We start from the raw sequence: 18,877 nt of genomic DNA on the forward strand, positions 1-18,877 counted from the left end.
TAAGGGGCTGTCTCATAACTCAAGGTGTATTATACCTGGCAGATATGGGTTAATATTCAAAATAATATTTTAGTTGAAATTATTATGAGACAGTCCTTTTTTAGTTTTAATAGCATAAACAATCACAAATGCCTGGTCACTATACGCCCGAAGAAGTGCTTAATCTTGTAAAACTCATTTGCAATGGGCAACCAGAAAATCAAGTACTTGCCGAGCAAATTATCCAAGGCAGAGGCTTGCCCAAGGCGCTTGAGTACTTTATGCAAATAGAGAGTGATACCCTTCGAAAAAAAGCTATGTGCGTGCGGTATGGCTTGGTGGAGGCTTTTCCTCATTTACGCGAATGGAATTTTAACCCTTATCTAAAACATTATAACCTACCCTTAAGAGAAAGTTTTATTGGTTTACAGCATTTTGCGAGCCTTGAGCGCCTCATGATCAACCAATACCGTAACGAGGTATTGACACTGCCTCCCGAAATAGGTTTATTGACCCAACTTAAGGCGTTGGCTGTACTTACTTCACAATTGTTTGAGCTACCCAAAGAAATAGGGCAGTTGCGCAACCTCATCGAAATATCTATTACTTATTGTCGTTTGACCGAGTTGCCCCCACAAATAGCCCAATGGCAAAAACTCAAATCGTTGAACCTGAAGTACAATAAATTGCACCGCCTACCGCCAGAAATAAGTGAACTTGGGTTGTTACAAAGGGTGAGCTTGTTTCATAACCAATTGCAGGGTTTACCAGATGGTTTTGAAAACTTAAAAAAAATTGAAAAATTGTATTTAGGAGGCAATCAGTTCAAGGTTTTCCCCAAGCAGTTGTTGGCACTAACGAATTTAACCGAGCTTAATTTGTATGATAACCAACTGAGCGAAATACCAGAAGAAATTGTGCAGTTGACCAAACTGCAGTATTTGTATTTGCACAGCAATCAGCTAACCAGTTTACCTAAAATAATCCGGCGAATGCCTAGCTTAAAAGCAATTCATCTGAAGAACAACCCCATAGCACCCCTTCATCAAGAGAAACTCACCAGACAGTTTGCTGGCATCATATTAAAGTTTTGACCAGACTATTTACTGAGCTTCGAGTCATGAAAAGCGGCACGTTTCCACACGTTTTTTTCTTTGACCCACATTTGCGTTACACGGATGATAGATTTAAATTTTTTAGCGCGAAAAACACCACTCGAAGTAATCAAGCAATTGGCAATGGCACTATTACCGTATGCTTTCACTGTGAGTTCGGTCATGTGGTAAGTATGCACCTTTAGTTTTCCTGATTTGAGTTGGGTATGTCGTTTTTTGATGTAATTGAGCCACCCTTTTTTGTCAATCAAGGCACTGCCACTGTTTGAGTGAATGTACTCTTCAGTAAGGTGCTGGTCTAAGAAAATTACATCAGCAGTTAAAAATGCTTGGTTAAACACTTCGATGGCTTGGGTTACTTCTTGTATAGCTTGGGTAGCGCGTTGTGCTTGTAGTGGCAAGGTATACAAAAGAGTGGCAACGATCAAACCTGTAATTGACTTAAAATTGTTCATAGAAGCAGTAGTTTAAATTTCTATCATTGTAGAGGAAGAAAACAATTTTCTTACTTTTACCTTTTCAGCCCCTGAAAAATGGTTTCCTACCAGCCATACCCGTCGTAGTTTTTTTAATTGACCAATTTCGGGAGGCAAGGTTGTCAAACGATTGTAGCTCAGATGCAGCACCTCAAGATTGGTCATGAGACCTATCAAAGGAGTAACGGTTTCTATCTTGTTATGCTCTAATCGCAATTCGCGCAAATATTCTAGTTGGCATATACACTCAGGAAACTCACTGAAAAAATTATCATTGAGGTACAAACGTTTTAAATATTTAAGGTTGCTAATCTCGTCTGGCAAGGCTCTTAATTGATTGAGCTCAAGAAATAGAAAATTTAAATTAGTAAGTCCACCCACTGCAGCAGGTACTTCCTCAATGTCGAGGTTGTCAAGCGAAAGCTCCCGATTATGAATCCAATCCTGTAGTTGGTCGGCACTGGCGGTTTGTTGCTGGAGGCAAAACATCCAACCTGTATTCAATAACCGCAAGGCAGTATTGCCTACAATAGAAGAGTTAAGGTTAAACTCAAAGTGTAGTTCAGTCAAAAAATCAGAAAGCTTTGACTCATTGTCCAAATGGTACTCCAGGTCAAAGTTATAGCTAAGCGCATACACATCAGAGCTTGAAGCCAGGCTGTTTTCAACAATTAATCTGGACTGTTCATTCACAAAATCGTCAGGAAAAAAAAGTGAGATAGCAAAAAGGTAAGAAAGGATATCAATGGAAAGATTAGGGGTGTTTTCGGAGAGTTGAAACGCACCAATGATATTGCTTTTGTCCAGTGTTTCGAGTAAGTCAAGTATGGTCTGAAAGTGCTCTTCAGACGAGTTGTCCAGATGTTGATTATTAGCCATGGCAAAAGCCCTAAAAAGTAGTAAATCTCAATATTAGTTGAATAAGCATACATTGATATGACTTGCTTTAGCTTATTCTTAAAAGTTAATATACAAAAACCCTACTATATTCTAAAGTTTTCATTTTTATCAAGGAGATTTATGACAAAGTAGTCATAATATAGGCGTTATGTTTAACCTTGAAATAGTGCTACTTATCGAAATATCAAGTTGTTTAGTCTAAACTGATTGACCTTATACTCACATACACGGTATACATAGACAAGAGCATAGTTGATTTACCTTATAAATAAAATTAGACATTCTAAAAAGTTTAATTTTTCCATAAAAAGCAAGCACCTGCACACCCCAAAAATCATTGTTTTTGGGGTGTGTTTTTTTTGTAGGTGCTTTTTAGTCAGTTACTTAGGAATGGTGAAAAAATAAATTTCTATAGTTTACAAAATATTTTGAAGCTAGACGCGGCACGGCAATATCCAGTGGATGTTGAGCGAGCTTGAGGGATGGTCGGCTAATAGCAGCGCTATTCGGCTATTTTTTAACAAAGTATAGCAACAAAAGATGAGGTTAAGAATGCGTATTTATTTTGACACCGTTCCTTAGTATAATAATTATTGACTTTTCCCTTCAGCGATTAACTCATCCATTGTTTGTTTAAAATCTCTTTTAAAATCCTCATAATATTTGCCTGTTCCGGGGCCGTTAAACCCTGTGTGTATTTTACGCACCTTGCCCTGACGATCAATAAAGATGGTGGTAGGAAAAGATAAAATATGATTGAGCATTGGCAATGTTTTCGCTGCTTCTTTTTTATCATTATGCCCCGCAAATAAAAAGTCATACCCTATATTATACCGCTTAATCATCTTCTCAATGCGTTTTTTAGCTTTCGCAAACTCAGGGCTGCGTTCATAAGCCAAACCAATAATTTCTACTCCACGACTTTTATTTTTGTCGTACCAGGGAGCTAAAAAAGCCGTTTCATCCAAACAATTGGGGCACCAAGTGCCAAATACTTGCACCAACACCACCTTATTTTTAAATTTTGGGTCATTTAACGATACTTTTTTGCCCGACATATCAGGAAAACTAAACGCAAGCTTGTCGTGACCAGGTTTTAGATAAGTAAGCTTGTTGGCGTCAGGCAATTTAGCTTGGGCGTTTTTTATCCCTGTCCAACTTTCGTATACACTTTTACCGTGCCAAAACTGCCCCTTGAGGCTGTCGCCTTGTTGGGTGGCTTGAAACAAAAACGCATGATTGCCATCAAAGGCACTAATTTGTAGCATACCAGCTTGGTTTACTTGCCCCTCAAGATAACGGTAGTCACCAGTAGTAGTCATAAAAGTACCCGTTACCTTGCGTTTTTGTTGTTTGAAAATACCTATAGCTGGATATGTGCTCCCATCTTTTTTGGTAAACTCTACCTGCCACCTACCATTAAAGTCAACTAATGGTTGATTGGCATCAGTCACAGGAGCAAAACGGTAGTTTTTACCGTGTTCAGCTTCAAATGCTACTTCATAAGGCTTTTTGAGTCCGTTTTTTATCCATAAACCCTTGATGTACTTTCCATCAATGATTTTACCCGTAAGGTAAGCATCAAACACGTGCAAAGTAACCTTGACCGAATCAGGTTTGACAAACTCAAATTCATCAAGCAAAATGCGTTCTTCGCCATTGATGATATGGGCAGTATATTGTTGGTTTTCCTCGTTTTTTTTGACGTCTAGCTGGAAGGGCAATTTGCCCCCCGGAGTTTGTATAGTAGCACGCCACATACCAGAGGCAAGTAGAGGCATTTTTTGAGTTTGTTTGTTTTCTGAAGTCGGTTGTTTGCAGGCACTCACAAAAAACAGGAGTAAAAACGTGTACAACGTCAGTAAAAATTGTGGTAATATCTTTTTCATAATGAATGATTGAGTACTGAACCTTAAAACTCACCTCTATTTTTTGAATGTTTGCAAAAATAATTGCTTTTGTTGAGTGACGAAAAGATTTTCTGGCAGACCGGGATTTAGCAAAAAGAAGCAGCGTTGCAAATCCGATATTTTCGGGAAGCTTTGCTATGAAGTGCTCCCTACTTTAGTTAAAAAATCTTTAAGTCAATAGACAAAATGAACAGTTTGTAGCGCACTATTAAAAGCCGAGAGGAGTTCTTGTGGTAAAGTAAACAATATATCGGCAATAAGAATTCTTTTAGGGGAGAAAATCCCTGTTAAACTAGTGTTAAGGGGTGAATAGTCTATAAAAAAAGTGCTATAGTAAAAGGTACTTTGGTTGGTCAAGGCAACGAACTGTATGGCACTATGCCAGTTTCTTACAAAATAAGTTTTTACAAAGTGTGTCTGGTAAAGCTAAGGAATGGTGAGAAATTAAATTACCATTCTTGAGGTAGAGGTTTTGTTTTGAGACGAGGCTATTTTTTGCGCCCATAGCAGCGCTACGGGCAATAAAAATAACGAAGTATCAAGGCGAAAAATCACCCCTCAGAGTGTAAATTTATTTTTGAACAATTCCTAAGGAATGGTGTAAAAATAAATTTCTATAGTAACGCTAAAATATTTTGTTGCTAGACGAGGCACGGCAATATCCAGTAGGACAGGCATTTGTTTTTTAATAATCGAGTAATAGCGGTTGCGTCAGCTGGACTCAGCCTTAGTTTGTTGCCGTTAAGAATCTGTGAAACGAAGCCGTAAAAACTGATCACTGTTTGAGCGAAGCGAGTTTGAGCAGTTTCGGCGTAGTGGAGCAGATTTAGGCAAAACAAACTACAGCTGCGGGTTTTTTGGTTACTTTTTTACCTGTAGAAAAAAGTAACGGCTCACCGATATTCTAATCAATCATTACACAAGTGTGTTTAATGATTGACAACTTTTTAATAGAAAAATCACTTTATAATTATTAAATACCAGTTGTGGCTCCTAGTGGATATTGAGCGAGCTTGAGGGATGGCCGACTAATAGCAACGCTATTCGGCTATTTTTTAACAAAGTATAGCCTCAAAAGATGAGATTAAGAATGCGTATTTATTTTGGTACCATTCCTAAGATTAAAAATGCGTATTTATTTGGTTACCACCCCTTAAGATGCGGGTAAAGTTTTTATCTATCTTTCGAATCTCCTACCTTGCCAATAAATTACAAACAAAAAATTGATATGAAAACAGCAGAAATTCATACAAATAAGGGAGTAATGAAAGTAGAGTTTTTTGAAAAAGACGCTCCCGGAACAGTAGCTAACTTTATAAAACTTGCCAATGAAGGCTATTACGATGGTTTAGCGTTTCATCGTGTGATCCCAAACTTTGTAGTACAAGGTGGTTGTCCAGATGGTACAGGTGCCGGAGGACCAGGCTATAGCATTGCTTGTGAGTTGGATGGCGACAACCAATACCACGATAAAGGGGTGTTGTCTATGGCGCACCGTGGAAGAGATACTGGTGGTTCACAATTCTTTATTTGCCACAATCGCCAAAACACACAGCACCTCGACCGTGTACATACAGTGTTTGGTAAAGTGATAGAAGGGCTTGAAGTGATAGACACTATTCGTGAGGGTGATGTGATGGAAAAAATAGTGGTGGATCAGGTAGAAGCATAGTTTTTACTTCTGTCATCAAGCAAAGTTAAAAACAGCCGACAGTGTTCAACTGTCGGCTGTTTTTAATTGCAGCGTAGAGTTTATGTGCTACTTTTTATATTTTGCTATTGGTGTCAATCAAGGTCGTCCAGAGGAATCAAGCCAGCACAGAGGTTTACTTCATTGATGAGGTAGTCCAGTTCTTTGCGCATGGCTTGTAGTTGACTGCTTGCTTGTTGTACCAATTGTCTGTTGTACGGTTGAGTGGTGCGGGGCATCAACTCCAGAATATCGTCAGCATCAAAGGCAAATTTCTCAAGCCGATGACGTAGACTCAGCTGAAAAATAAGTAAGTGCTCTATCCGCAGAGAAATTGCTTTCTGTTCGGGGGTCTGGTTTGGTTGTACCTGTAAATTTTGATTATCTTGCATTGTTATATTTTTTAATTTAACAATAGCCCTTGAGGTGTGTCGTCAAACAGAACCTCTTGGGCTTAATTTCTTCTGAAATCTAAGGTAAATATAGCCTTTTTTAGCTTCAAAAGCCAGTTTTATTTTCTCCTTCATTGTGTCAAAAAAACGATGGTAATTACTTAACCAGGGGCTTTAAAACGGTAAATTACTTCAAATTCACCATAGGTTTGCAAGATTTTTTTCATTCGTTTAATCGACAAGCTACGCCCTTTTTTGTGGGCACGTTTTGCTTTCTTTAGCTTCTTTTTTTGTTGGGTGTTCAGCGTAGGGTAGGTGTGTTTGATAAACCAGTCGAAGGCTTTTTTGACTGATTTAAACTCATGGGTATTTTTATGTTGTTCTATATACGTGCGGTTATAAATAATCATTAGGTAGTTGTTGGGTGGTTTGCTTTTGGTGAGAATATAGTGAATTTCTGAACGAGATAAAAGGTTGAATGCAAAGAGCTTTGAATATCTTTCTATTTACAAATACAAGCAAAAAATCATCTGATTTGATCAATATTGAGGAGGTTTTAAACTTTTTCTGTACATTTAATCCTTAATTAGAAAAATCACAACTTTTATAGAACAATGACTAAGCATACTAAAACTGCAGTGGTTTTGCTGTGGAGTTTGTTGTTGTTGGGGCAATATGTGTACGCTCAAAACCCTCAACGACAATACAAAAGCCATTATAGCACTCAAAACACCTTGAATATACAAACCAATGATGGTGCACTTAGCCTCCGGACATTTACCCCTTATATTATAGAAGTGTCTTTTGAGAAAAAAGGTTTTCAAAACCCCGATTCTTCGCACGCAGTTGTACTACAGCCCCAAAATACTAAAATAAGCCTGAAAACTACCAGTCAAACGCTTGAGTGGAGTACCTCGGCTTTGACAGTAATTATTCAAAAAATACCGTTTCAATTAAAGTTTTATCGAGGTAAACAATTAATAACCAGTGAATCTGCTGGATATTTCGAAACCAAGGGCAAACAAGATTACCTCAAAGGGTTTGCTTTTAATCTTGACAAAAACGAACAGTTATTTGGTACTGGAGAGCGGGCGTTGCCAATGAATAGGCGAGGGTATCGACTGGAGCTATACAATAAAGCCCACTATGCTTACAGTAATCAATCGAAACTAATGGGGTATAATATTCCTTTGGTGTTATCTTCTAAAAAGTACGCCATTTATTTTGACAATGCCCCTAAAGGGTTTATTGACTTGGGTAAAACCCGCCCAAACCAGCTGACTTTTGAGAGTATTGGTGGCAAAATGACCTACTACTTTATTGCTGCACCATCGCTTACTCAAGTGGTAGAGCATTATACTGCGCTTACCGGAAGACAGCCTTTGCCACCACGTTGGGCATTGGGCAATATTGCTACCCGTTATGGCTACCGCAACGAAGCACAGGTACGCAAAGTAGTAAAAGCTTACCAGGCAAAAGACTTTCCACTCGATGCCGTCATTTTAGATCATTACTGGTATGGCAAGGGTGAAATTAAACAGTCGGTGGCAATGGGTGACCTTGACTGGTATATCCCCCACTGGCAAAGTGGTGCAGGACTGGTAACCGATCTCCAAAAGCAAAATATTCAAACTGTATTGATTACCCAACCTTTTGTGCTCACCAACTCCAAAAACTTTGAGTATACTTCCAAGGCAGGCTTGCTGGTAAAAGACGCTCAAGGCAAGCCTTTTATTATCCCTGATTTTTACTTTGGCAAAACCGGCTTATTAGACATTTTTCAACCAGCTACCCAACAGTGGTTTTGGACAAAATACAAAAAACATATCGATACTGGAGTACACGGGTGGTGGGGCGATCTGGGCGAACCCGAAATGCACCCGGCTGGCATGAGGCATACTCAAGGCAAGGCAGATGAGGTGCACAATATTTATGGACACTATTGGGCTAAACTCATTGCTGAAGGTTACCAAAAAGAATACCCACGTATACGACCATTTATATTGATGAGAGCTGGCTTTGCCGGCTCACAACGCTTTGGATTGATTCCGTGGTCGGGCGATGTGAGCCGTACCTGGGGAGGTCTACAGTCACAAATTCCACTTACCCTCAATATGGGGTTGGCAGGGCTGGGCTATATGCACTCTGACTTGGGCGGTTTTGCCGAAGGCAAACTTAGCCCAGCGCTGTATACCCGTTGGTTACAGTACGGTGTTTTTCAACCCATTTACCGTCCGCATTCACAAGAAGCAGTACCTTCTGAACCAATATATTATGCCGATTCTACCCAAAAAATCGTGCGTGAGTTTATAAAGCTTCGTTACCAGATGTTGCCGTATAACTATACCCTGGCTTATGAAAATGCTACCAAAGGCACACCATTGATGCGTCCTTTGTTTTTCTTAGAGCCCGAAAATGCTCAACTATACCAAGAGAACAAAAATTACTTGTGGGGCAACGATTTTTTGGTAGCACCAGTACTGCAAAAAGACCAAACCAAGGTACAGGTATATTTCCCGAAAGGGTACAATTGGACAGACTTCTGGAGCAACAAAGTATACAAAGGTGGAACAACCGCTACTATTGCTGTAACTTCTGATAAAATTCCAGTATTTGTACGTGGAGGAGCTTTTGTGCCTATGGTAGCCAACTTGAGCAATACCAGTGCTTATAGTTCCGAAAACCTCATTATACACTACTATTTTGACAAAGACCTAAAAGGGGAACAGGAAGGGAAAATGTACGAAGACGATGGAAAAGATGGGGAGGCGCTAAAGCGTAAAAAATACGAGTTGCTAGAGTTTGAAGCAGAACAAGAAGCCAGACATTATGAGATAGAGTTCAACCGTAGCAAGCATCGTTATCCTAATGCTCCCAAACACCGAAAAGTGACTCTTGTGATTCACCATAAAAAGTTTACCACGATTAAGAAAGCAGAGAAGATTGACAAGAAAAGCATCAAACTTAGTTATGATGCGACCAAAAACCAGACAACCATCGCCTTTGTCTGGAAAAAAAGAAAAGCACAGTTATTTTTGAAATAATCTACTCAGATCTACCAGACTTTGAAGGCTTTTGGGGAGCAAAAAGTAACAGTTGAGAGTAATAAGGTTTTATTTGTGATCTATTCCTGACTCTTTGTTGTACAATATTGCTTCTTGACTGCCTTTTTTTGTATTTTTATTTCCTACAAATCTAAAGGTTTACAGTAACCACAAGGGCTGATAACGCATATCCTTTTAATCTAGAGCTGTTATTGATGCAGAATAGATTTTATCCGAAATCTCATTTGTTATAGTATGTCGAATGGTTTATGCTATGTTTGAAAGATAAAAAAGTAATTAAGAAATATTACGAAAACACAGGTGTTTATGAAAGTATACTTTACTATTTTTCTCCTATTTTTGGCGTGCTTTCAAGTGGTTTGTCAAAATAAAGCTACAATAGACTCTCTCCAACAATTACTCAATACAGACTTATCAGACACCCAAAAAACAGATATATACAATGGCATTGCCAAAGAGTATGCGCTTAATGCCGACTCGGTGAATGTATTGAAGTACACCGCAAAAGCATTGAATTTTGCTAAAAAAAATAACTATGTCAAAGGCGAAGTAGATAGCTACCTGTATTTAAGCAGCTTATACCAGGGTAAACGTAACTTGCCTAGAGCAAGCAAATATCTGGGGAAAGCTTTGGTAAAATCAGAAAAAGCTGGATATACAGAAGGAATAGTAAGGGCAAACAATGGACTGGGCAATGTATTTCGATCAAAAAAGGAGGAAAAAAAAGCCTTAGAATATTATCAAAAATCATTGAATACTGAGGGTATTACACCTGCCCATCGAGCGAGGACTTATTATGATATTGGCTTATTATACGAACGGGTAAGTAATAACCACAAGGCGCTGGAAGTGTACCAAAAAGGAATAGCTTTAAGTAAAAAACATCAGATAAAAAGGGAGTTGTCTAAGATGTATAATAGAGTGGGCTTGGTTAAGCAAAAACAAGGTACTTATGACAAAGCCTTAGAGTATTACCAGAAAGCATTGGTGATAGATCAGTCGTTGAACGACAAAATTAGTGTGTCGGCATTGTATAACAATATGGGCAATGTTTATGAGGCAAAAGGAAACTACCCTAAAGCATTAGACTACTATTTTAAATCGGTAAAGATAGATGAAGAACTGGATAATAAAATGGGAGTGGCTTATGGCTATGGCAATATAGGAATTATATACGACGAGCAGGGGAACTACTCACAAGCTCTGAAACACTACCTTAAGTCATTGAAAATATTGCAGGAAATAGGTAATAAGTCAGGCGAAGCCATTATCTATAACAATGTGGGTGATATTCACCGCAACCAAAACAACTACTCCAAAGCCTTGAACTATTATTTTAAATCGCTTGAAATCAAAAAGGAAATTAAAAACGAGCGTGGAATGGCATATAGTTACAACAACATAGGGGTAGTGTATCAGGTGCAAAAGAAGTACAATAAAGCCCTTGAATATTTGCAACTGGCGTTGGACATTAGGAAAAAAAATAAAAATCAAAGTGGCATTGCCAACTCTTATATCAACTTGGGGAAAGTTTGGCTGGAGCAGCGCCAATATGCCAAAGCCAAAGAGTACCTGACCCAGGCATTGGCCATTCATAAAAAACTAGGGGAAAAAGCCTGGACAGCTCAAGCTTATGTAGAGTTGGGCAGGGTAAACTATCATCAACAAGATTATCAGGAGGCACTCAAAAACCTAAAAAGTGGTGTAAATATAGCAAAACAAAAAGGAAGCCTGGTGTTTGTAAAAGAAGGAGCCGAACTAATGGCAAAAGTATATGCTGCTACTAGTGACTTTGTCAATGCCTACCAAAGTTATCAATTGTTTAAGCAAATGTCAGATAGTTTATTTAATGAAGCTAATACAAAAAAACTGACCCGTGTGGAGGCAGAGTTTGGTTTTGAAAAGCAAAAAGATTCGCTCAGGTTTGTACAAGACAAAGAAAAGGCAATTCTTAATACAAGGTTGGAAAACGAAAAAGCAAAAAGAGAGAAAGAAGTACTCAAAAAGCGATTGTATCGAAACTTAGGTTGGTTTGCTGTAACAGCACTTGTTGCCATTATACTGTTTACTATATTTATTTTTAGAAGCCGTCAGCGACAAAAACAATTGAACTCGGCGCTCACCAAACAAAAAGATGACCTTGAAAGGCAACGCAAAGAGCTCATGTTGCTCAACCAAGAGGTGCAAGAGTCGAACGCTGAAATAAGTGCTGCCAGTGAAGAGATCAATGCGATTAATGAAAGATTGCAGGATACGCTCGAAACAGTAGAAATACAACGCGACGACATTATGAGCAGCATTAGTTATGCTCAGCGTATTCAGGAAGCCATTTTGCCGTCTGAAGAGCGTATGAAAAAAGTTTTTCCTGAGCACTTTGTGTTATATAAACCTCGTGACATAGTTTCAGGCGATTTTTACTGGTGCGAAGAGGTAGATCATTTACAAATATTGATTGTAGGTGACTGTACCGGACACGGGGTGCCTGGTGCTTTCATGACTATGCTGGGTTCTCAGGCGTTGTCGAATATAGTGGTACAAAGAAAAATAACCAAGCCTGATGAAATTCTCAATGCTTTAAACGAAACTTTGCCTTATTTGCTCAAAACAAAAGACACCCAGATAAATGATGGAATGGATGTAGTGGTGTCTGTATTAGACAGGCAAAAGCAACAATTGCATTTTGCCGGAGCAAAAAACTCTTTGGTGCTGGTGCAAAACGGTGAACTGACAGAAATCAGGGGTGATATTTATGGAATCAATACCGAGTCTGGTAGTTCCAAAGCAATGGTGAAGTACACTGCACACACTATAGACATTTCAGTGCCCACTATGTTTTATATGTACTCAGACGGTTACCAAGACCAGTTTGGGGGCAAAGAAGGTAAAAAAATGATGAAACGACGATTAAGAGAGAGGTTGATAGATTTGGCAGCCAAACCAGTAAGTGTGCAAAAAAGTTTGTTAGAGGATATGCTTCAAGAGTGGATGTTGGGCTATCCGCAAACTGATGATATATTGGTGGTAGGAGTAAAGTTGGAGTGAATATATTTTTAGTAGTTTTGGCAGGTTTTACAAAGTCAGGTTTATGATTTTTCACTCACTGCTGATCAGTGTTAAATTTTTCAAAAAGCACAATTCAACGAATGCTCTCCAGCGACTATAGTCTTCCATCTGCAGGTTTTATAAATTGCTAAAAATCCTGCTAAAGCGTAAATGCTTGCACACCAAGGCGCACTTGTCGATGAAGTGTAGTAGCTCTCAACTACTGTCTATCAACTATTGACTTATTTATACTTTTAGCCCTAAAATAACAATGTCATCGGTTTGATCACCTGCCCCTTGCCACTTGGCAAGCGCTTCTTCAAACCTTTGAATCTGCTCGGTTGGTGGGTATACACTTACCTCCTCAATGAGTGCAATAAAAGTTTTCTTCAAAAACTTTTGTTTTCCATTATTGGGTCCACCCAGTTGGTCTTGAAAACCATCAGAAGCCAGGTAAAACTGGTCGCCTTCTTCAAAAGTAATGGTATGCGATTTAAACTCTTTTTTCTTCCGCGAAAGTGTACTACCTATCGAGATGTTAGTGCCTTTTAGGTAGGTAATTTCGCCATTTTTTACATAAAACAAGGGCGTTTTGGCACCACAAAAAGTAGCCGTTTTGTTTGCCATGTCAAAGTTTAATATCCCCAAATCCATTCCATCACCATCGCGTCCTTCGTCTTTTACTTGCTCTTTGAGAGTCTCTTTTACTTTTATGTTCAACTGGGTCAATATCTCCTTAGGGTCAGTAATGTTATCTTCTTTTACAATTTGATTGAGCAAAGTATTGCCAATCATAGTCATAAACCCCCCAGGCACCCCATGTCCGGTGCAGTCAATAGCCGAAATAATGTAATTGTCACCTTTTTGGGCAAACCAATAAAAGTCACCCCCTACAATATCCTTGGGTTTATATAATATAAAATGGTCTTTAAAGGCGGCAGTGATCAACTCTTGAGCAGGCAATATGGCCTCTTGGATAGTCAAGGCATACCGTATACTATCCGTAATTTTGGTATGTTGCCTTTCCATTTCATGGCGTTGTTGGCTCAACTGGGCATTTTTTCTGTCCAAAATAGTTTTAGACTCCTCCAGCATTTCGTTCTTTCGGTTAATCTCGGTTACCTTTTCGCCCAGTAACTTATTTTGTTTACGGTTGCGACGATTGAACATAAAAAAGGCAATGGCTATCAGCAGCAAAATAGTAGCTATAGAACCAAATATAAGATTGTTTCGTTGGCTGCGTGCTTTAGCGGCTTTTTGCTCTAGCTGAAGTGTTTGGGCGTTTTTCTTGGCAAGGTCGCTTTGTATTTGAGCAAGCTTTAGCTTGTTGTTTACTTCTTCCAACACCTTTTGGCGAATATTTTCTATACTATCGCCCACCTTTCGGTTACGAGCAAGGCTAGAAAAAATAGCATCCAGCTTTCTCTTCAACTCTATCCTTTCTTCGTCGCTTACATCGCCACTATCCAGTTTTTTCTTGATTGCATCAGCCTCTTTTTCCAGTTGGCTTCTTTCGGTGCTTAGGTTTTTGTTGCGTTCGGCAAGCAAGTTGTTAAACTCATCTACCTTTACAATGAGGCGTTCGCCAGAGCGAGTGGTTACTACTACTGTATCGCTTACGTTGCTCAGTGCTTGTTGTACCCTCAGCCTTAAGGTTGCATTCCTTTCATCATACGCCAGGTTTACTACTTGGTATCCCTGGAGTTTAAATTCGTTTTTGGTGCTCAAAGCATACCTAAACTTGATATAACCATTTTGGTCAGAGGTATACTCTTTGCCATTTGCGGTTAGCAGGAGGTCGGCAATGGGTTTTTTAGTGATGTTGTCTATCACATAAGCCACTTTTACCTTATGCGCAGGCATTTGCTGCAAACGTATGTTAGACAATCCGTTGCGTTCATAAAATTCAAAGTCAGAGCTTTCAAGTCCAAAACTATAGACAGCATATTTCTTAGGTAAATTGGGCGAAATATCAGCGGGGAGTTTAATGGTAAATTCGCCTTTTTTGTTGGTGTGAGCAGGTGCTGCCCTGGTGCCTATCAGCAATACCTCTACATTGGGTACAGGGAGGCTACCTTTTTTACTGGTTACTTTTCCTTTGATAAGCCCAGTAGCAACCATATGGATGGTAATTTCTCGGCTAGTAGTATCGTACCCCCAGTCTTTAAAAGCAAACCCGTTTTTTACTGCTGTCAGTGATTTAGGGTCATCGGTGGTTTTCATGCTAATAATCAACTTGCCGTCTGGTTTGGTAACGGCCGCATAAAAACTATCTACCAACACCTCTACTTTTGGTATTGGCTGTTCATTTTCATCAAGTGCAGTAACAAATAACTTGTTGCCTTGAGCAAACCCCTGATGCGAAAATAAGCACAGAATGAATACACCAAAAAATATGTTTAAATGCTTTAATACCATTGTTTAGGTAAGTATCTGCCAGTACCTTGATAATAGACTCAACAAGTTACTAAATCCTTGCCAAAATTCGCAAGAGTCTGCGGGGTTTTAATTTGATTTCAAAATGCCTTACTTGATATTTTTTGTTTCAAAGGTAAAATAAATAATGATGATTGTAGTAGAAGACTAAAACATTCTTTTGAGATAGCGAATGCAATTAATAAAGGTTTTAGGGAGCAACCAACAAATAGTATACGCATTTACTGGGTGATACTTCACCCTGGATTACTCCCTTAGTTTGAACGAGCAGTAGATGCCTCACCACTAATGATTTCACACTCAACCCTGCGGTTTCTTGCCCTGCCCTTTTCATTGTCACGTTTATCAATCAGTTTTTGCTCACCCCAGGCCTTCAGGGTTACCCGGTTGGGGTTAATATCTCTGCCAATCAAATACTCCATCACTTTACGTGCCCTGTCAGACGACAGCTGTTTGTTGCGGGTTTCGGTACCCGTTTGGTCTGCATGCCCATTAAGCACCAGGTTAGCATCTGGGTTAGAAATAAGGTAGCTTACCAGCTTTTCCAGGTCTTTTTCGTGCTCTTTTTTTATATTGTCAGACTTATAATCAAAAAACACCACGACATATACGCGTTGACTCTGCTCCAGCTTTTTCAATGTCATATTCAGTACCTCCTCTTTAGCGCGTATCAAGTTAGGTACCTGCAAATATTCATTATGGTACATATACCCCTTACGGGTAACATGCAAAATATACCTTCCTGTAGAGTCTATGGTGCCTATATAGTTACTGTTGGTTGCATCCGACATGTTTTCAAAAAGCGATAATTCCTGATTAGTTTCTACATCTACCAGTACTATCTTTGCCCCATCCAGTGGTTTTTTGCTGTCCTTATCGCGAATCATCCCCCTAAGGGTTAGCACTGGGCGTTGGTATAGTTTCACTTCTACTGTATCTTTGGTTACTGCCATATAGTTTTCTTTGGCTATGCCCACCAAGGTAAGAGGAATGCCATTGAACATATAAGGCAAAGGTTTGGCAGCAGAATACAAATCAAGTTTGCCCAATCCTCCTTTACGATCAGAAGCATAATAAGCAGTTTGCCCGTCAGCCGACAAGATAAAGCAAATGTCATCGCCAGTAGAATTAATAGGGTACCCCAGATTGCGGGCAGGAGTCCAGGAAGCATCTACCCAAGTGCTCTCAAAAATATCGTGTTTCCCCATAGTAGAGTGTCCGGTAGAACTAAAGTACAATGTTTTACCATCTACGCTTATAAAAGGAGACTCTTCGTTGTATCGGGTGTTGATCGTGCTGCCTAAGTTTATAGGACTACCCCAGGTACTATCTGCCTGTAACTGCGAACGGTAAATATCAAAGCCTCCATATCCACCAGGACGGTTGCTCGAAAAATAAATTGTTTGGGCATCTTGAGCAATTGAAAAAGAGGTTTCCTGGTATTTGCTGTTTATTTTGCCTTTTAGTGGTTTGGGTGAACTCCAGTTTCCATCATTTGCTAAGCTTGATACATAAATATTGCCTTTGCGGTACAAAAACAGCATTTTGCCATCAGGTGAAAACCCCAGACTTGCGTCATGGGTTTTAGTATTGATTGATTGGCTCAGTTGTTTAGGAGCACTCCATTTGCCATTGCTTCTATAGGTAATATAAATATCTTCGTAAGGGTGATGATCGTAAGGGTCGTTTTTGCCTCCTGTATTACCCGCCCGGCGTGAGGTAAATAATAAAGTAGTGTCGTTTACCGAAACAATAGGCGCATAGTCTGCTTCGTCAGAGTTTACGGCAATGCCCAGGTTTTTTACAGGAATGGCAAGGGAGTCTCTGATATATTCCCCGGCAAAATTGCATTCTGTTACCCTTTTGTTGAGCAATGCCATAAAAGCGGGCAGTTTTAGTTCGTCATGCACCATGTGTACAATGTGATCTTGTTTCTTTTGCGCCAAATTTTGTTTGGTAAATTGATAATGCATCAATGCACGCTCTACCGACCCTGTATAATGATAGGCTTCTGCCATAAAAAAGTCGAGTAAAGGGTGATATTTTTTATTCAATCTATAGAGTTGTCTAAAGTAAGTAAGCGCTTGTATTTCTTGTTGCTTTTCGAGGTGGGCTATGCCAGTCTTAAAGATCACTTCTTGATTGTTTGCGTCTTTCTTCAGAATTTCTTTGTAGAGCAATAGTGCCTGGTCATAATAGTGTGCCTGAAGCCAGGCATCAGCTTTTCGAATAAGTTTATCAAATCTACGCGGGTTAGACGATTGTGCCCAAAGCGTAGTAAGTGAAAAACTTACCAGTAAAATACACCCTAATATGCGTATCAAAGTTTTTGGCATAAACAATTTAAACAGTGTCTTTTGTATAAACACAGCAAAACAAGGTTTTAAACCTTATGATATAAGCACTTGTTTTGACTTACGTGGTCACTTAAAGCTAAATACTTGCCAGTTTTTTATCAAGCGTACCCAACTGGTTCAAATCAAGAAGATACAAATTGGCAGACATAGTAAATGTAAACATTTTAAAACAAACAATCAAGGAGACATTTTACCCCTTACTGTGTTAATAGGAGGTGTCAGAACAAGTGCCAGATATTAGGCAGGTAAACCTGTGAAATGGCGGTGCTGTGTACTGAGAAATTTAGTTTTGTTTAAATAATTTTTTGTTATGAAAGGATGGATTATACACGTTCCCTGGATGAAGCCCGCAGGAATGGCATTGTTTCCCTTTATTTTAGTACGCGAACGTCGCTTTGAGTTTGACCCTGTATTGCTCAACCATGAGCGCATTCACTTTAGGCAACAAGTCGAAATGCTCATTATCCCTTTTTACTTGCTCTACATCGTCAACTATACTGTTAACTACATAAAGTATGGGATGCACTATGAAGCGTATCGGCAAATGTATTATGAGCGAGAGGCTTATGCCAACGAAAAAGATATGAACTACCTAAAAAAACGGAAGTTTTGGGCTTTTTTAGGGTATATCAAAAAATAAGTGATGCAATTCATCTGGAACAGTGGGTGGTTGACTGCCAGAAAATTGGCTCCAGATGAATTGATTTTGCAAAAGTGCAAATACTTATGCCGGAACCAGCACAAAAGTAATTGCTTGCCCTTCGAGGTGCATGTCAAAAATCAATTGGTTGGCACTTAATGACTTGACATCCATTTTGTTACCCATTTTTATATCGTCAGAATTGATGGTAAGCGTTTTTTTATCCTTGCTCAAGCGATAAGTGCCAGTAGCATTTTTGCCAAATATATTGACAATACACTTGTTATCCGCTTTAAACTCAAAAGTGGTTTGTTTGAGCATTTCTATGATGAGCGCCTTACTTCCTCCGTCAAGTACACTCTTAGGAATTAGGTGTGACAACTTATTTGATTGAGAGAGCATAGGTGCCAGTTTCATCAACGCCTTTACATTGGGTACTTTTACGTCGTTCACCTTCCATTTTTGTTGGATAGGGTCTTTAGAACCACAGGCATTCATCAAAAATACCAACCCTAACATTATAAACAAGGATGTTTTTTTCATAAAATTATAGAGATATGTTTACACAATAGTCCACAGCCCCAACAGGGGCAAGCTTCAAGTCCTTGGATACCGATGCATATCGGTGCGACAAGTCGCAAGTCCTTAGATACCGATGAATATCGGTGCTACACCCTGTTCCATAAGTAACCATACTTTTGTATTGTACTGATTTTCAGTTATTTACAAAAAGCGTAGTTAGAAGTGTTTAGTCCATAACCGCTTTAACCAACCCAGTACTTGTTATTATATTGAAAACTGAGTTTAATGTCGTTAAGCAATGCTTTACCAACGTATTTTTAAGGGCAGTGTTTTTTTTGCTTCATGTACCAAAA

General features: G+C 39.1%; 13 protein-coding genes. 5 read left to right on the forward strand and 8 right to left on the reverse strand.

Going from position 1 to position 18,877, the window contains the following annotated elements:
• The first annotated feature begins 128 nt into the window (after positions 1–128).
• Positions 129–1,073, forward strand: a complete 945-nt coding sequence (locus Q0954_RS01105) for a leucine-rich repeat domain-containing protein (RefSeq protein WP_299452529.1) — start codon at positions 129–131, stop codon at positions 1,071–1,073.
• Between the two features lie 5 nt (positions 1,074–1,078).
• Here the strand turns inward: Q0954_RS01105 and Q0954_RS01110 are convergent, their stop codons facing one another.
• From Q0954_RS01110 to Q0954_RS01120, 3 genes are all read right to left on the reverse strand, one after another.
• Entirely contained in the window at positions 1,079–1,549 is a 471-nt protein-coding gene (locus Q0954_RS01110; RefSeq protein WP_299452531.1) for a nuclear transport factor 2 family protein, read from the reverse strand.
• A gap of 12 nt (positions 1,550–1,561) precedes the next feature.
• On the reverse strand, positions 1,562–2,449 hold the full coding sequence (locus Q0954_RS01115) for a leucine-rich repeat domain-containing protein (protein WP_299452533.1): 888 nt from the start codon (positions 2,447–2,449) through the stop codon (positions 1,562–1,564).
• 611 nt (positions 2,450–3,060) lie between these two features.
• The gene (locus tag Q0954_RS01120; RefSeq protein ID WP_299452537.1) at positions 3,061–4,251 is read right to left on the reverse strand and encodes a TlpA disulfide reductase family protein; all 1,191 of its coding nucleotides are present in this window, start codon (positions 4,249–4,251) and stop codon (positions 3,061–3,063) included.
• A gap of 1,357 nt (positions 4,252–5,608) precedes the next feature.
• Here Q0954_RS01120 and Q0954_RS01125 point away from each other — a divergent pair.
• A complete protein-coding gene (locus tag Q0954_RS01125; protein WP_299452538.1) occupies positions 5,609–6,052 on the forward strand; it encodes a peptidylprolyl isomerase in 444 nt (147 codons plus the stop codon).
• Between the two features lie 113 nt (positions 6,053–6,165).
• Here Q0954_RS01125 and Q0954_RS01130 read toward each other — a convergent pair whose 3' ends face one another.
• Positions 6,166–6,462, reverse strand: coding sequence for a hypothetical protein (locus Q0954_RS01130; RefSeq protein WP_299452539.1), 297 nt, complete (start codon positions 6,460–6,462; stop codon positions 6,166–6,168).
• 161 nt (positions 6,463–6,623) lie between these two features.
• On the reverse strand, positions 6,624–6,872 hold the full coding sequence (locus Q0954_RS01135) for a hypothetical protein (RefSeq protein ID WP_299452540.1): 249 nt from the start codon (positions 6,870–6,872) through the stop codon (positions 6,624–6,626).
• A 204-nt stretch (positions 6,873–7,076) separates the two neighbouring features.
• Between Q0954_RS01135 and Q0954_RS01140 the strand changes: the two genes are divergently transcribed.
• A complete protein-coding gene (locus Q0954_RS01140) occupies positions 7,077–9,506 on the forward strand; it encodes a TIM-barrel domain-containing protein (protein ID WP_299452541.1) in 2,430 nt (809 codons plus the stop codon).
• Positions 9,507–9,833: 327 nt separating this feature from the next.
• Positions 9,834–12,569, forward strand: coding sequence for a tetratricopeptide repeat protein (locus Q0954_RS01145; RefSeq protein ID WP_299452543.1), 2,736 nt, complete (start codon positions 9,834–9,836; stop codon positions 12,567–12,569).
• A 246-nt stretch (positions 12,570–12,815) separates the two neighbouring features.
• Here Q0954_RS01145 and Q0954_RS01150 read toward each other — a convergent pair whose 3' ends face one another.
• Both Q0954_RS01150 and Q0954_RS01155 read right to left on the reverse strand, forming a co-directional pair.
• Positions 12,816–14,987: a SpoIIE family protein phosphatase gene (locus Q0954_RS01150; RefSeq protein WP_299452544.1), complete on the reverse strand. Its 2,172-nt coding sequence runs from the start codon at positions 14,985–14,987 to the stop codon at positions 12,816–12,818.
• A 272-nt stretch (positions 14,988–15,259) separates the two neighbouring features.
• Complete coding sequence (locus tag Q0954_RS01155; RefSeq protein WP_299452545.1) at positions 15,260–17,329, reverse strand: OmpA family protein; 2,070 nt, start codon at positions 17,327–17,329, stop codon at positions 15,260–15,262.
• Positions 17,330–17,672: 343 nt separating this feature from the next.
• On the opposite strand from Q0954_RS01155, the gene Q0954_RS01160 reads away from it, so the two are divergent.
• On the forward strand, positions 17,673–18,002 hold the full coding sequence (locus tag Q0954_RS01160) for a hypothetical protein (RefSeq protein WP_299452547.1): 330 nt from the start codon (positions 17,673–17,675) through the stop codon (positions 18,000–18,002).
• 84 nt (positions 18,003–18,086) lie between these two features.
• Here Q0954_RS01160 and Q0954_RS01165 read toward each other — a convergent pair whose 3' ends face one another.
• Positions 18,087–18,545: a hypothetical protein gene (locus Q0954_RS01165; RefSeq protein WP_299452549.1), complete on the reverse strand. Its 459-nt coding sequence runs from the start codon at positions 18,543–18,545 to the stop codon at positions 18,087–18,089.
• Between the last annotated feature and the right edge of the window lie 332 nt (positions 18,546–18,877).

It is taken from the genome of uncultured Microscilla sp. (assembly GCF_947493425.1).
Taxonomy (GTDB): Bacteria; Bacteroidota; Bacteroidia; order Cytophagales; family Microscillaceae; genus Microscilla.

What these genes read in the sequence shown, in the direction of transcription:
- Q0954_RS01105 (WP_299452529.1), top strand. Translation starts at nt 129, where the DNA reads ATGCCTGGTCACTATACGCCCGAAGAAGTGCTTAATCTTGTAAAACTC.
- Q0954_RS01110 (WP_299452531.1), bottom strand. Translation starts at nt 1,549, where the DNA reads ATGAACAATTTTAAGTCAATTACAGGTTTGATCGTTGCCACTCTTTTG.
- Q0954_RS01115 (WP_299452533.1), bottom strand. Translation starts at nt 2,449, where the DNA reads ATGGCTAATAATCAACATCTGGACAACTCGTCTGAAGAGCACTTTCAG.
- Q0954_RS01120 (WP_299452537.1), bottom strand. Translation starts at nt 4,251, where the DNA reads ATGCCTCTACTTGCCTCTGGTATGTGGCGTGCTACTATACAAACTCCG.
- Q0954_RS01125 (WP_299452538.1), top strand. Translation starts at nt 5,609, where the DNA reads ATGAAAACAGCAGAAATTCATACAAATAAGGGAGTAATGAAAGTAGAG.
- Q0954_RS01130 (WP_299452539.1), bottom strand. Translation starts at nt 6,462, where the DNA reads ATGCAAGATAATCAAAATTTACAGGTACAACCAAACCAGACCCCCGAA.
- Q0954_RS01135 (WP_299452540.1), bottom strand. Translation starts at nt 6,872, where the DNA reads ATGATTATTTATAACCGCACGTATATAGAACAACATAAAAATACCCAT.
- Q0954_RS01140 (WP_299452541.1), top strand. Translation starts at nt 7,077, where the DNA reads ATGACTAAGCATACTAAAACTGCAGTGGTTTTGCTGTGGAGTTTGTTG.
- Q0954_RS01145 (WP_299452543.1), top strand. Translation starts at nt 9,834, where the DNA reads ATGAAAGTATACTTTACTATTTTTCTCCTATTTTTGGCGTGCTTTCAA.
- Q0954_RS01150 (WP_299452544.1), bottom strand. Translation starts at nt 14,987, where the DNA reads ATGGTATTAAAGCATTTAAACATATTTTTTGGTGTATTCATTCTGTGC.
- Q0954_RS01160 (WP_299452547.1), top strand. Translation starts at nt 17,673, where the DNA reads ATGAAAGGATGGATTATACACGTTCCCTGGATGAAGCCCGCAGGAATG.
- Q0954_RS01165 (WP_299452549.1), bottom strand. Translation starts at nt 18,545, where the DNA reads ATGAAAAAAACATCCTTGTTTATAATGTTAGGGTTGGTATTTTTGATG.